Here is a 13,496-nt window from a genome sequence, read left to right on the forward strand (position 1 = left end):
TGGTGCCTCCTGGGACGAGGCGGCCATGTCCGGCGCCAACGATCCGGGCGTCCAGTCGGTGCGCCAGATCTACCAGTTCTACAAGCGCTTCGGCATCGCGACCGAGGTCATGGGCGCGAGCTTTCGCAATGTGGGCCAGATCCAGGCGCTGGCGGGCTGCGACCTGCTCACCATCAGCCCGGAGCTGCTCGGCACCCTGTCGGCCAGCGAGGCGCCCCTGGCGCGTGCGCTCGACCCGCAGGCCGCCGCGGCGCTGGAGCTGCCCTTCGTGCAGTACGACGAGCCGGCGTTCCGCCTGGCGCTGAACCAGGACGCGATGGGCACCGAAAAGCTGGCCGAGGGCATCCGCGCCTTCTGTGCCGACGCGGTCAAGCTCGAACAATTGATCCTGGCCGCCTGAACCATGAGCGACGCACTGCCCCCCATTCCCGCCAAGCGCTACTTCACGATCGGTGAAGTGGCCGAGCTCTGTGGTGTCAAGCAACATGTGCTGCGCCACTGGGAGCAGGAATTCAGCCAGCTGCGACCCATGAAGCGCAGCGGCAACCGGCGCTACTACCAGCACCACGAGGTGTTGATGGTGCGCCGCATCCGCGAACTGCTGCATGAGCAGGGCTACACCATTCCGGGCGCGCGCAACCGCCTGCAGGAAGCCGCGCTGTGCGACAGCCCGCCGGCATCGCCGCCATCGGAGTCGCTGCCGCCGCCAGCGCCACTGCCCCCGGTCGCAACCGGCCCGGACTGGCGCCTGATCCGGCAGGAACTGCTCGAAATCAGAAAAATTCTGACCGCCTAGTGAAAAGCCGGTTTTTTTGCCTACAATAATGGTCTTCGGCGTGTAGCGCAGCCTGGTAGCGCACTTGCATGGGGTGCAAGGGGTCGTGAGTTCGAATCCCACCACGCCGACCATAACAAATAGCGGGTTACAGACCACAAGTCTGTAACCCGTTTGTCTTTCTGTCCCTCAAGTGCCCTTTATACCAACCGGGGCCAACTCTGACGGGCGTCTGCCTTCAGCACGGCAGACTACGCAAGCATTTGAATTTCACCTGCAGTGGGGTTTTTCTGTGCGCAAGGAACCACGCGGTTTCCCCGCACAGGTTCAACAGACCTTGGCCCCGCCCTCCGGCCATGGAAGAGGCCTTGTTCAAGCCCCCCTCTGAATGCCCGCCGCCATGGGTATTTTGGACACCATCCCTAGCACCTGGTTCACAAAAATGAAAAGAGAGACAGATCATCCCAACAAGTCAGTGGTCAGTTCGGAAAAAATGACAATCAAGACTTACACCTTCAAGAACCTGCCGGTCAAATGGCAGCTTGGCATTGGATTCTCTGGTGTCGTTGCATTTTTTACAGCAACATTGCTGACCATCGGATTCTTGATCACCAACCTCACAGATGCGGTGAGCGAAGTCAACGATATCAGCTTGCCGCTGGTCCTGGCTGTAGACGAGATGGACCTGAGCCGCTCAGAAGTACAGCAGTTCCTGACCGATGTATCGGCGACCCGTGACCCTGATGGATACAAAGACGCACTGGAATCCGCCAAGCGATTCCAGGAAGGCGTTGACAAGTTCAAGCAGCATTTCAAGGCCGTCCATGACCAGGCCAAACTCAAGGAAATGGAATCCATTGAGACACATTTCAATGCATTCTACAATCTTGGCAAGACCATGGCCGAGACCTATGTTCGGGATGGCATGGAAGCCGGCAACGAGTTGATGAAGGGCAGCGCCACGACGCCTGGTTTCGACCAGGCCAGCGAGATCCTGCAAACACAACTCGCCAGCTTTCGCAAAGAGCAGATTGGCAATGCAAAACAGGCCTCCTCAAGTGCGGTCAGTTCCGCCCGCTCCATCCAGCAAACCATGTTCGCCGGGGGCCTGCTGGCTTGCCTTCTGGCTGCGGCCATCAGTGCCTTGATTGTTCGAGGATTGATGATTCAGCTGGGGGGCGAGCCAGCGCTTGCGGCTCAGTTGGCACAGCGTGTGGGAGCGGGAGACCTGAGTTTCCAGATTCCACTTCGAAACGGCGATACGTCAAGCCTGATGGCGCAGCTTCGAGCCATGCAGTCCAGCTTGGTCACGGTGGTGAGCACGGTGCGAGAGGAGGCCCAAGGCGTTGCCACCGCGAGCTCCGAAATTTCGCAAGGCAACCACAACCTGTCAGCACGCACCGAAAGTCAGGCCAGTGCGCTGGAAGAAACAGCCGCCTCAATGGAAGAATTGAGCTCGAACGTGACACAGAACGCCAAGATTGCGCGACAGGCAAATCTGCTGTCCCACAGTGCGGTCGAAATCGCAAAGACTGGCGGTGCTGTTGTGGCCGAGGTCGTTGAAACCATGCAGCATATCAACGATTCATCAAGCAAGATCTTTGAAATCATCAGCGTGATTGATGGCATCGCCTTCCAGACCAATATCCTGGCGCTCAATGCCGCCGTTGAAGCCGCACGCGCAGGCGAGCAGGGACGGGGGTTCGCCGTGGTGGCGAGCGAGGTCAGGTCATTGGCGGGGCGTTCGGCCGAAGCCGCCAGGGAAGTCAAGACCCTGATCAACACCAGTGTGGAGCGGGTGGAACAAGGGAACCTGCTGGTGGCCAAAGCAGGCTCGACGATGGCCGAAGTCATCAGCAGCATTCGAAATGCGACGGACATCATGGATGAAATCACATCCAATAGCAACGAGCAAAGCGACTCAGTCTCCCAGGTGAGCGAAGCCGTCAATCAGATGGACCAAGTCACCCAGCAAAACGCGGCTCTGGTGGAGCAGATGGCAGCGGCTGCCAGCAGTCTTCGGAGCCAGTCCGACGCGCTGGTGCACACGGTCTCGGTCTTCAAGCTTTAACAGCGGGCGGATCAAGCAGGCACTGCATTGGCCTGCATGGGGTGCAAGGGGGCGTGAGTTCAGAATTCGGCATCGAGCTCGTCGATCTCCTCGGGCTCGGCCATCGCCGCCGCTATCCACTGCTGCAGCGCCGGCAGCGCCAGCAGGGTCTGACAATAGGCGGCGCAGTCCGGATCGAGCGCGACGTCATAGGTGATGAAGCGCGTCACCACCGGGGCAAACATCGCGTCGGCCATGCCCGGGCGGGCACCGAACAGGTAGGGGCCGCCATAGCGGGACAGGCACTCGCTCCAGATCGTGCAGATGCGGTCGATGTCGACCTGAGCGCGTGACCAGACCTTGAAGCCCGGGCTGCGCGCCTTGATGTTCATCGGCAGCGAGGAACGCAGGGCACTGAAGCCCGAATGCATCTCGCCACAGATCGAGCGGCAATGCGCGCGCGCCACCGGATCGGCCGGCAGCAGCCCGGCGTCCGGCCTGATCTCGTGCAGGTATTCGGCAATCGCCAGCGTGTCCCAGACATCGATGCCATTGTGGTGCAGCGCCGGCACGCGGATCGAGGAGGACAGCAGCAGCATCTCGGCCCGCATGGCCGGATCGTCGGGCGAGATCACCTTTTCGCTGAAGTCGAGTTCGACCAGCTTGGCCATGAGCCAGCCGCGCAAGGCCCAGGCGCCGTAGTTCTTGCTGCTGATGGTCAGAACGGCTTTCGTCATGTGATGGCTCTCCTCTGGTGGTGAGCGGCTGATGCAAGGGTCATGCCATGCGCCAGGACCCCGCGGCAGGCGCTGACGCACTGCGACGGTGCGGTGAAACGCCGTTTGAGCTGGCCCGCAACTTGCACTGTGGGTTGTCAACGCTTTGAGGGACCCCATGCTTTACCAGGCCTATCAGATCCAGACCGACGCCCTGTCCCCGCTGCACCGCCTGGCCCAGCAACTGGGCAGCAGCGCCTGGCTGCAGCAGACCGAGCGCTCGCTGCTGCGCCAGCTGTCAGCGGCCTGCGAGACGCTGTCGAGCCTGCGCCTGACCCACAGCCGTCCGGCCTTCGGCATCGACAGCGTGACGATCGAGGGCCAGCGCGTCGGCATCGAGGAACAAGCGCGGCTCGAGCTGCCGTTCGGCAGCCTGCTGCACTTTCGCAAGACGGGCGCAGCCGGGCTGGCGCCACAGCCCCCGGTGCTGCTGGTCGCGCCGCTGTCGGGCCATTTCGCCACGCTGCTGCGCGAAACCCTGCGCACCCTGCTGCAGGACCACGATGTCTACATCACCGACTGGCACAACGCGCGCGATGTCGGACTGCAGCATGGCAGCTTCGGCCTGCAGGACTACATCAGCTACCTGATGCGCTTCATCGAGACCATCGGCCCCGGCTGCCATGTGGTGGCGGTCTGCCAGCCCTGCGTCGCCGCCCTGGCCGCGACCGCCTTGATGGCGGAGGACGAGCATCCGGCCCAGCCGCGCAGCCTGACCCTGATGGCCGGACCGGTGGACTGCCGGATCAACCCGACCGGGGTCAACCGGCTGGCGACCAGCAAGCCGATCGAATGGTTCGAGCAACACCTGATCAGCCGCGTGCCCTGGCCGCACCCGGGCTTCATGCGCCGGGTCTATCCGGGCTTCGTGCAGCTGTCGGCCTTCATGAGCATGAACCTGGAGCGCCACAAGCAGTCCTTCAAGCAGCTGTACCAGCACCTGGTCGAAGGACGCACCGAAGAGGCGCGCCAGATCCAGGACTTCTACGAGGAGTACCTGGCCGTCAACGACCTGCCGGCCGAGTTCTACCTCGAAACCATCGCCCAGGTGTTCCAGACTTATGACCTGCCGCTCGGCCAGCTGCGCTGGCAGGGCCGGCGCGTCAATCCGGCCGCCATCCGGCGCACGGCGCTGATGACGGTCGAGGGTGAGCGCGACGACATCTGCGCGGTCGGACAGACCATGGCCGCGCAGGAGCTGTGCCCGAACATCCGGCCCTACCGCAAGAGCCATTACGTCCAGACCGGCGTCGGCCACTACGGGGTCTTCAGCGGCAGCAAGTGGAACCAGCAGATCTACCCCCGGGTGCGGGACATGATTCACGCCCACTCGGCTTGAGGCAGGAACCCGTCACGCCGGCGGGCCTGTTTCACACCGTTACACCAGAAAAACAAATATACGGTATAAACCGTTTCTTTACGAAAGGGGAGTCATCATGCACATCCTGTCCCAACTGTCCGAGCAGCTGCATCGCTGGTACGAAGCCCTCTCCTGCCGCCTGTATGTCGAGGTTGCCACCGGATCGCACGCGGACGGCAGGCACCACCTCGGTGACACGACGGCGTCCTCGGTGAGCTACGGCAGCTGGCCCAAATCGGCGCAACACCACTGAGCAGCGGTGATTCAGGGCACACTGCTGCCATGAATCCCGTACGCAGACCCTATCCGCTGATTCTGGCCATGCTGCTCGCCACAGGGGGGCAGCAGGCTTTCGGGACCAGCTCGGCCACGGAGCCGGCCGAGTCCCGGTTTTCCGGCGCCGCCGTCTGTGTCGCCGTGCTGGAACGCGAGGTCAAGTCCAGCTTGCATGTCGATCCCACGCCCCAGGAGCGCGAGCAATGGCAGCGCCGCCTCGAGAGCGCTTTTGCCCATATCGGCAACGCCTATCTGAGCGGCCTGTCCGGCAACGAGGGCAAGGCCCTGCTGCGCTCGACCGAGGCCGCCGTCGCACACTGGCCGGAGCAACGACTCAAGCCCCAGGTCCAGACCTGCCATGACCAGGGCCAGGCCTTGCTCGGACAGGCGATGGGGCTGCAGAAGATGATCGTGCGCAACTCGGCCGAACGCCTGCTCAACAAGGAGCTGGCCAAGCTGCCCCGCACAGGAGCCCGCTAAGCTTTCGAAGGATCGGGCAGGATCTCGGTCTATAATCGAAGACTTCGGCGTGTAGCGCAGCCTGGTAGCGCACTTGCATGGGGTGCAAGGGGTCGTGAGTTCGAATCCCACCACGCCGACCAGAAAACGACGGCCTGCAGTTCTCAAGACTGCAGGCCGTTGGCTTTTTCCGCTCTCCATTTCCACCCGGCGCCTGCCGGCAGGGGATGTGCCGATGGCGCGCATTCGGCTAAGCTCGAAGCCGACAAGATTATTCGAGGGGCGAAAATGAAGACCATCTTGAGCGTCGCAGCGGCACTCGCCGTCACAAGCACGGCCTGGGCGCAGGAACCCGGGACCTTCAGCGCAGGCCCCGCTGAGCGCTCGTCGATCGCCTTGACGCTCTACCAGGAGGACCTGGCCTTGGTGCGGGAACTGCGCCAGCTGCAATTGCCCGGCGGCTTGGTGCGGCTGGACCTGGGCGAGGTATCGGCCCAGCTGCGGCCCGAAACCACCCAGCTGCGCTGGAGCGGCGGCGGCCCCGTGAATTTGCTCGAGCAAAGCTTCGATGCCAAGCTGCTGACGGCGCAACAACTGCTCGAGTCCCACCTCGGGCGCGAAGTCACGCTGCTGCGCGAGCATCCGGTCACGGGTGTGCTGCAGCGCGAGCCGGCCACCGTGCTGGCGGCCGGCAATGACAATGGCGCTGGCGCGGTGCTGCGCTTTGCCGACCGGATCGAGACCATGCCGGCCGGGTCCGGCTGGCGGCTGGCCTTCGACCGCCTGCCCGCCGACCTGCACCCGCGCCCGACCCTGTCGCTGCTGCTCGAAGCCAGCGCCGGCCCGCGCTCGCTCGAACTGTCCTACCTGAGCGGCGGCCTGTCCTGGAAGACCGACTATGTCGCCCGGCTGTCGGCCGATGGCCGGCAGATGGACCTGTCGGGCTGGGTCACGCTGAGCAACCGCAGCGGCACCAGCTACCGCGACGCGCGGCTGCAGCTGGTGGCCGGCGCCTTGAACCGGGTGCAGGAGAGCGCACCGCTGATGGTGCGCAAGGCCTCGGTCACGGCCATGCGCGCCAGCAGCGCGCCGGTCGAGGAGTCGCTGCTCGACTACCACCTCTACCGCTTCGAGCGGCCGCTCTCGATCGCCGACCAGCAGACCAAGCAGCTGTCGCTGCTGACTGCCACGGCGGTGCCGGTGCGGCGCGAATACCTGCTCGATACCGGCATGCTGGAATTCGGGCGCCAGGACCCCGGGGTGCAGCAGTTCAAGCCCTCGGTCTGGCTCGAATTCGACAACCGGGGCGGCGCGCTGGGCCAGCCCCTGCCGGCCGGTGTCGTGCGCTTCTACGCGCCCGACCGCCAGGGTGAGGCTCAATTCGTTGGCGAGGACCGGATCAATCACAGCGCGCGCGACGAGACCATCAGGCTCAGGCTGGGATCGGCCTTCGACCTGTCGGCCGAGCGCCGGCAGCTGAGCTTTCGCCAGCTCGGCGAACGCAGCAGCGAGAGCGGCTGGCGCATGACGCTGCGCAATGCGCGCGACGAGGCGGTCACGATCCGGGTCCAGCAGGCACTGGCGGGCGACTGGGAAATGGTGCAGGAAAGCCAGCGCAGCAGCAAGCCGTCGGCCCAGGCCGCCTCCTGGCTGGTCGAGGTGCCGGCCCGAGGCTCGGCGCAGCTCGACTACACCGTCCGGACGCGCTGGTAAACCCAGCCACCTGCCGGCAGATAATGCCCCCGCCTGAACCAGACTCGATCATGGAACAAGACCCTGCCCCGGCGCGCTGGCAGCCGACCTGCTTCGCTGGCGAAGCCCGCTTGCGCTTCGAGACTGACAGCGTCGAGTTGCAGGCCTGGCTCAGCGGCCAGTCTGTCACCCGTGACGTCAGCAATGCCAGCGACACCGACACCGACACCGACACCGACAACCGGATGATGGCCGTGCAGCTGTGGGCTGACGAGGCGCTGCTGCTGGCCGAATGGCCGCTGGGACCGCTGCAGCCAGACCCCAGGCGGTTGACACCGGTCGGCGGCCGGGTGCCACTGGCGCAACCGGCCGGTCAGGCCAGACGCCGGCTCGCGCTCAAGCTGGTCTCGGGCCAGCCGGGCAGCTGGGACCGGCTGCATGACTGCAAGCGCCTCTTGCTGCCGCACCGCTTCCTGCAGCCCAGCCTGACAGGCTCAGTGCAAGTCCGCTTCGCAGGGGGCGAACTGAAACTCGCGATCGCAGGCATCAGCAACCCGCGCGCGGCGGGCGAACTGAGCGGCACGCTGGCGCTCGAACTTTGGGCGCTGCAGCGGCCCTATGACGGTGGCCCCTTCCAAGGCCAGCCACTGGGCAGCATGACGCTGGGTAGCCTGGGCGGTCAGCAACAGTGGAGCGATTTGGGCCCGAGCTGGCGCTGGCCCGACACCGTGCCGCTGGCGGTTGCGCAGGGCCAGCTCACGCTGATGCTGCGCGAATGGACCCCGGCCGCCTATGTGACGCGCGACTGGCGCCGGCTGGACTGGCCGCGCCAGCCTGACGACCAGGCGGTCTCGGTCAACCGCTCGACGACCGCCAGACTGCGCTCGGTGCCAGGCGTCAGCGACCGGCTGGCGCGCCAGCTGGTGGCGTCGCGCCCCTTCGCCTCGCTCGACGAGCTGCTGCGGGTGCGCGGCATGAACGAGCGACTCCATGCCAGGCTGCGCGACCGGCTCGTGCTCTGAGGTCAGCGCGGACTCTGAGGGCCGCTGAAGGACACTGACATGGGGTCCGCCCAGGACCGACTCAGCCGCCGCTGCGCTTGACCTTGAAGCCCTCGGCCTGCAGAAAGGCGACGATCTTGTCGCCATGCTCGCCCTGGACCTCGACCTGGCCGTCCTTGACTGTGCCGCCGCTGCCGCAGGCAGCCTTGAGCCGCTTGGCCAACGCCACCAGCGCCTCGGCGTCGAGCGCCAGCCCGCGCACGACCGTGACCGCCTTGCCGCCACGGCCCTTGGTTTCACGCTGCACGCGCGCGATGCCATCGCCCGCAGGAACGGCCTTGAGCTGGGCACATTGGCACTGCGCCACCGGCTGACGACAGCCGGGGCACATGCGACCGCTGTCGGTCGAATAGACCAGGCCACCGAGTGCGGAGAAGGATTTCATGATTGACCTTGGATCCGGCGCGGATCGAGTTCACGGATGCGGCGATCCTCGTAATAACCGCCGTATTCGGTATAGCGCAGGAAGGGCTTGCCACAGGCGCGACAGGCCCAGACCTCGCAGCGGTTGGCCGGGTGGTGCGCCAGCGAGATCGGCGCCAGCGGCGACCAGGCGTCGACGCCGGTCAGGCGCGACTCCTCCAGCGTGGGCTCGTCGTCGCCCGGCAACCAGAGCGCGCCGAGCGGCTGCAGCCGGGAAAGGACTCCCAACCCGGGCTGGCGTAGGGGCTGCAGGCGCTGCAGGTCGGCTGGCTGCCGCGCTGCTGCGCGATCTGCGTCGCTTGTTCGGGGCTCAGGTGCAACATGGCGGACCTCAGCGCGGATAGCCCGCGGGGGCATAGCCGGCCGCTGCTGGCGGGCGCGGCACGATCGGCGTGATCTGCAGCTGCAGATACTGGCCCGGGTCGGACGGCATCTGCGCGCTGTACTGCTTGCCGCCGAACTCGTAGACCACGTGGTAGCCGCTGACCCGGCTCTCGTAGACGGTCTGCGGGTAGCAGCGCCTGACCATCTGGGTCTCGGGCGGCGCTTCGCCCTCGATGCTGTTGCCCAGGATGGCGCCGCCAAACAGGCCCAGCACGGTGGCGGCCGCCTTGCCGCTGCCCTCGCCGATCGCGTTGCCAAGCGCGCCGCCCGCCAGCGTGCCCATCAGGGCGCCGGCACCGGACTTCTGGCCGCTGCGCGTGACGGCCTCATCCTGGCAGACCTGGCGACTGACCGGTACCTGCTGCATGACCGGGGTGCTGCTGATGACGCGCGCCATTTCCTGCTGCGCCTGGGCCGGCAGACCGGTCAGCATGGCGACGCAACAGGCTGCTGCGCCGGCCAGCCGGGCAAATTTGACGGGGTGCTTCATAGGCCACTCGATGGAACTTGATTGCCGGCGCACGGCAGCAGGTGCGGGATGGCTCACTTCTTGCTGCCGATCTTGCTTTCCTGGCCCGCGATCAGGCGGCTGATGTTGCCGCGGTGGCGCCACAGCAGCAGCAGGCTCATGACCGCGACGGCCAGGGCGACCGACGGGCTGCCGTACCAGGACCAGCTCTCGCCGCTGACCAGCACGTAAAAGCCAGGCGCGAACAGCGCTGCGACCACCGCCGCCAGCGAGGAATAGCGCAGCACCAGCGCCACGAACAGCCAGCTGCCCAGCGTCGCCAGGCCCAGCAGCGGCTCGAAGCCCAGCAGCACGCCAGCAGCGGTCGCCACGCCCTTGCCGCCCTGGAAGCGGAAGAAGACCGGGAACAGGTGGCCCAGGAAGGCCGCCATGCCGACTGCCGCCACGGTGCCGTCGCCCAGGCCCCAGGCCGAGCCCCAATGCACGACCAGCCAGACCGGCAACCAGCCCTTGGCGCCGTCGAGCAGCAGCGTCGCGATCGCCGCCTTCTTGCTGCCCGAGCGCAGCACATTGGTCGCGCCGGGGTTCTTGCTGCCGTAGCTGCGCGGGTCGCTCAGGCCCATGACTCGGCTGACGATCACCGCAAAGGAGAGGGAACCGATCAGGTAGGCGGCCGCCACGACGGCCAGGGTAGTCAGGTCAAACATGCTTTATCCAAAAAAGGCGGGTAGGCCGGGCTCAGGCCGCGGGATCGCGGTGTTCCCAGCGGATCTGGTCGATCGCCTGCAGCAGCTCGGGCGCCAGCGTGGTGCCCCAGGCATCGAGGCATTCGTCGAGCTGGGCCAAGCTGGTCACGCCGATGATGGTGCTGGCAACCTGCCACTTGGTATAGCAGAAGGCCAGCGCCAGCTGGGTCGGAGTCAGGCCATTCTCGCGCGCCAGCGCGTTGTAGCGCCGGGCTGCGACCAGCGAATCGGCCCGACCCCAGCGCTGCTTGCGCATCGACTCGTAGCGCGACATGCGGCCTTCGGGCGCTATCGGTGACTCGAAACCGCTGGCGTCGTACTTGCCGCTCAACAGGCCAAAGCCCAGCGGCGAATAGGCCAGCAGCGACACGCCCAGGCGGTGCATGGTCTCGTCAAGCCCGTTCTCGAGCGTGCGGTTGATCAGACAATAGGGGTTCTGCACCGTGGCCACGCGCGGCAGGCCATGGGCTTCAGCCAGGCGCACGAACTCGTGCACGCCGTAGGGGGTCTCATTGGACAGGCCGATCGCGCGCACCTTGCCGGCGCGCACCAGCTGGTCAAGAGCTTCGAGCTGCTCGTGGATGCTGGCGCAGGGCTTTTCCTCGGCCGGGTCGTAGTAGATCTTGCCGAAGGCAGGCACTGATCGCGCCGGCCAGTGGATCTGGTACAGGTCGATCACCTCGGTCTGCAGCCGGCGCAGGCTGGCGTCGCAGGCGGCCAGGATCTCGGCCCGGGTCAGGCCGGACTGCTCGCCGCGAATCCAGGGCATGCCACGCGAGGGGCCGGCGACCTTGGTCGCCAGCACGATCTTCTCGCGCGCCCCCGGGCGACTGGCCAGCCAGCGGCCGACGATGGTCTCGGTCGCGCCGCAGGTCTCGGCGCGCGCCGGCACCGCATACATCTCGGCGGTGTCGATGAAGTTGATGCCGCGCTCAAGCGCGCGGTCCAGGATGGCATGGCTGTCGGCCTCGCCGACCTGCTCGCCGAAGGTCATGGTGCCCAGGCAGATCGGAGTCACGCGCAATTCGCTCGCGCCCAGTGGTATCAGGTTCATGGTTAGGGTCTCTTGTACGCTTGGCTCTGATTTTGTCACGGCACCGAGGCCAGGTCGTCACGGCTTGCCGCAATAATCCCAAGGATGTACAAGGCCATTCGACCTTCAAGCAGCCGCTTTCTCACCCTTCGCCAGCAGCGCTACCATGTCCGCAGCTGGGGCGAGTACCGTCCGGGCATGGTGCCACTGGTGCTGGTGCATGGCTGGATGGATGTCTCGGCCTCGTTCCAGTTCGTGGTCGATGCGCTGCAGGGCGAACGCTTCGTGATCGCGCCCGACTGGCGTGGCTTCGGGCTGACACGCCCGCAAGGCGCCGGCCCGGACCCGACCGACTACGGTCCGGTCGACCACTATGTCTCGCCGGCCGAGTACCTGGCCGACCTGGATTTCCTGCTCGACGCGCTCGACGCCGAGCTCGGGCGCGACAGCGGCGCAGCCATCGACCTGGTCGGCCACAGCATGGGCGGCAACGTCGCCCTGGTCTACGGCGGCGTGCGGCCCCAGCGCGTGCGCCGGCTGGTCAACCTTGAGGGTTTCGGCCTGCCCGCGACGCGCCCGGCCCAGGCCGCGCGTCGCTATGCGAGCTGGATCGACCAGCTCAAGGCGCTCGAGCGCGGCGAGCTCGCGCTGCAGCAGTACGACAGCCTGGAAGGCGTGGCGCAGCGCCTGATCAAGACCAATCCGCGGCTGGCTCCGGCCAAGGCGCGCTGGCTGGCCCAGCACTGGGCGGCGCAGAACGAGTCCGGCCGCTGGCAGATCCTGGGCGACGCGGCGCACAAGGTCGTCAGCGCCCTGCTCTACCGCGCCGACGAGACGCAGGCGATCTGGCGCTGCATCACGGCGCCGACGCTATCGGTCGAGGCCTCGGACGACAGCCTGGCGCGCTGGTTCAAGCAGGGCGAATACAACTTGGATGAATTCCATCAGCGGCTGACTGCCGTGCCCGACTGCCGGCGCGCGCGGGTCGAGGACGCCGGCCATATGCTGCACCACGACCAGCCGGCCGCGGTGGCGCGGTTGATCGAAGATTTCCTGGCCTGAGATGCAGCGCTCAAGCCTGAAAGCGGACCTGCTGATGGTCCTGACTGCCGCGATCTGGGGCTCGACCTTCGTCGCCCAGCAGCTCGGCATGGACGGCGTCGGCCCGTTCACCTATACCGGTGCCCGCATGCTGCTGGGTGTCGCGCTGATCGCGCCGCTCTGGCGCTGGCGTGGCGGCCCCTTCGCCAGCCTGCCGGTGCAGCCGAGCCAGGGCCTGTGGGGCGCGGGACTGCTGCTGGGGCTGGTGCTGTTTTGCGCCATCAACCTGCAGCAAGTCGGCCTGCTCGGCACCTCGGTCAGCAACGCGGGCTTCATCACCGGGCTCTATGTCGTGCTGGTGCCAGTGCTGCTGCGCCTGGGTGGCACCCACATCACGCGCCAGGCCTGGATCGCGGTCGCGCTGGCCACCGCCGGTCTCTACTTCCTCAGCGTCAAGCCCGACGCCGGCATCGCCGCGGGCGACTGGCTGCAGCTCGGCGGCGCCCTGCTCTGGGCGGTGCATGTGCTGCTGGTGGGCCGGCTGACCCGGCGCCACGACCCGCTGCGGCTGTCGGTGCTGCAATACCTGGTCGCGGGCCTGCTGTCGCTGGCGGTCGCGCTGGCACAGGAAAGCATCACCTGGAGCGGGCTGGAACAGGCTGCCGGCGCCATCGCCTGGGGCGGCTTGCTCTCGATCGGCGTGGCCTACACGCTGCAGGCCATCGTGCAGCGCGATGCGCTGGCCTCGCATGCAGCCGTGATCTACAGCAGCGAGGGCCTGTTCTCGGCACTGGGCGGCTGGCTGGTGCTGAACGAACAGATCGGCCTGCGCGGCTGGAGCGGTGCTGCGCTGCTGCTGGCGGCCATGTTGCTGGCGCAATGGCGCTTCAAGCCCACCACAGCCGCTTGAACGCGCGCCCGCAAAGCCCCAGGCCGTGAGAAAATCGACCG

Annotated in this window: 16 protein-coding genes and 2 tRNA genes; 12 read left to right on the plus strand and 6 right to left on the minus strand. The window is 66.3% G+C overall.

Annotated elements, in window-relative coordinates; genetic code table 11:
- The 4 genes from C6P61_RS06185 to C6P61_RS06200 form a co-directional block, all read left to right on the plus strand.
- Window positions 1–400 (plus strand): transaldolase family protein (locus C6P61_RS06185; protein ID WP_280524121.1); only part of this gene is annotated, 400 nt, incomplete at its 5' end.
- Between the two features lie 3 nt (window positions 401–403).
- Window positions 404–796 carry a MerR family transcriptional regulator gene (locus C6P61_RS06190; protein ID WP_105729065.1) on the plus strand — a complete coding sequence of 131 codons (393 nt, stop codon included), beginning with the start codon at window positions 404–406 and terminating at the stop codon, window positions 794–796.
- A gap of 36 nt (window positions 797–832) precedes the next feature.
- Window positions 833–909: transfer RNA gene (locus C6P61_RS06195), tRNA-Pro, on the plus strand.
- Between the two features lie 266 nt (window positions 910–1,175).
- Window positions 1,176–2,846, plus strand: a complete 1,671-nt coding sequence (locus C6P61_RS06200; RefSeq protein WP_244908792.1) for a methyl-accepting chemotaxis protein — start codon at window positions 1,176–1,178, stop codon at window positions 2,844–2,846.
- Window positions 2,847–2,905: 59 nt separating this feature from the next.
- Here the strand turns inward: C6P61_RS06200 and C6P61_RS06205 are convergent, their stop codons facing one another.
- The gene (locus C6P61_RS06205) at window positions 2,906–3,562 is read right to left on the minus strand and encodes a glutathione S-transferase (RefSeq protein WP_105729066.1); all 657 of its coding nucleotides are present in this window, start codon (window positions 3,560–3,562) and stop codon (window positions 2,906–2,908) included.
- A 157-nt stretch (window positions 3,563–3,719) separates the two neighbouring features.
- On the opposite strand from C6P61_RS06205, the gene C6P61_RS06210 reads away from it, so the two are divergent.
- From C6P61_RS06210 to C6P61_RS06230, 6 genes are all read left to right on the plus strand, one after another.
- On the plus strand, window positions 3,720–4,940 hold the full coding sequence (locus tag C6P61_RS06210; protein WP_105729067.1) for a polyhydroxyalkanoate depolymerase: 1,221 nt from the start codon (window positions 3,720–3,722) through the stop codon (window positions 4,938–4,940).
- A gap of 97 nt (window positions 4,941–5,037) precedes the next feature.
- Window positions 5,038–5,214, plus strand: a complete 177-nt coding sequence (locus tag C6P61_RS17890) for a hypothetical protein (RefSeq protein WP_161125855.1) — start codon at window positions 5,038–5,040, stop codon at window positions 5,212–5,214.
- Window positions 5,215–5,243: 29 nt separating this feature from the next.
- Window positions 5,244–5,717 carry a hypothetical protein gene (locus C6P61_RS06215; protein WP_146114971.1) on the plus strand — a complete coding sequence of 158 codons (474 nt, stop codon included), beginning with the start codon at window positions 5,244–5,246 and terminating at the stop codon, window positions 5,715–5,717.
- Window positions 5,718–5,762: 45 nt separating this feature from the next.
- Window positions 5,763–5,839: transfer RNA gene (locus C6P61_RS06220), tRNA-Pro, on the plus strand.
- Between the two features lie 145 nt (window positions 5,840–5,984).
- The gene (locus tag C6P61_RS06225; RefSeq protein WP_105729069.1) at window positions 5,985–7,409 is read left to right on the plus strand and encodes a DUF4139 domain-containing protein; all 1,425 of its coding nucleotides are present in this window, start codon (window positions 5,985–5,987) and stop codon (window positions 7,407–7,409) included.
- 50 nt (window positions 7,410–7,459) lie between these two features.
- The gene (locus C6P61_RS06230) at window positions 7,460–8,410 is read left to right on the plus strand and encodes a ComEA family DNA-binding protein (protein WP_170067326.1); all 951 of its coding nucleotides are present in this window, start codon (window positions 7,460–7,462) and stop codon (window positions 8,408–8,410) included.
- 61 nt (window positions 8,411–8,471) lie between these two features.
- On the opposite strand, the gene C6P61_RS06235 is transcribed toward C6P61_RS06230, so the two are convergent.
- The 5 genes from C6P61_RS06235 to C6P61_RS06255 all read right to left on the minus strand — a co-directional run bounded on the left by C6P61_RS06235 (window position 8,472) and on the right by C6P61_RS06255 (window position 11,525).
- Window positions 8,472–8,834, minus strand: coding sequence for a translation initiation factor Sui1 (locus C6P61_RS06235; RefSeq protein WP_105729071.1), 363 nt, complete (start codon window positions 8,832–8,834; stop codon window positions 8,472–8,474).
- The gene (locus C6P61_RS06240; RefSeq protein WP_146114972.1) at window positions 8,831–9,100 is read right to left on the minus strand and encodes a hypothetical protein; all 270 of its coding nucleotides are present in this window, start codon (window positions 9,098–9,100) and stop codon (window positions 8,831–8,833) included. Before C6P61_RS06240 ends, C6P61_RS06235 begins: the two co-directional genes overlap by 4 nt.
- Before the next feature lie 103 nt (window positions 9,101–9,203).
- A complete protein-coding gene (locus C6P61_RS06245) occupies window positions 9,204–9,746 on the minus strand; it encodes a glycine zipper 2TM domain-containing protein (protein WP_105729073.1) in 543 nt (180 codons plus the stop codon).
- Window positions 9,747–9,799: 53 nt separating this feature from the next.
- Window positions 9,800–10,432 (minus strand): glycerol-3-phosphate 1-O-acyltransferase PlsY, encoded by a 633-nt coding sequence (gene plsY, locus C6P61_RS06250; RefSeq protein WP_105729074.1) that lies wholly within the window; start codon window positions 10,430–10,432, stop codon window positions 9,800–9,802.
- Between the two features lie 31 nt (window positions 10,433–10,463).
- Entirely contained in the window at window positions 10,464–11,525 is a 1,062-nt protein-coding gene (locus C6P61_RS06255; RefSeq protein ID WP_105729075.1) for an aldo/keto reductase, read from the minus strand.
- Between the two features lie 84 nt (window positions 11,526–11,609).
- Between C6P61_RS06255 and C6P61_RS06260 the strand changes: the two genes are divergently transcribed.
- A complete protein-coding gene (locus C6P61_RS06260) occupies window positions 11,610–12,566 on the plus strand; it encodes an alpha/beta fold hydrolase (RefSeq protein ID WP_105729076.1) in 957 nt (318 codons plus the stop codon).
- Window position 12,567: 1 nt separating this feature from the next.
- Complete coding sequence (locus C6P61_RS06265) at window positions 12,568–13,455, plus strand: DMT family transporter (protein WP_105729077.1); 888 nt, start codon at window positions 12,568–12,570, stop codon at window positions 13,453–13,455.
- The last annotated feature ends 41 nt before the right edge of the window (window positions 13,456–13,496 follow it).

This window comes from Malikia spinosa (genome assembly GCF_002980625.1).
Classification (GTDB): Bacteria; Pseudomonadota; Gammaproteobacteria; order Burkholderiales; family Burkholderiaceae_C; genus Malikia; species Malikia spinosa.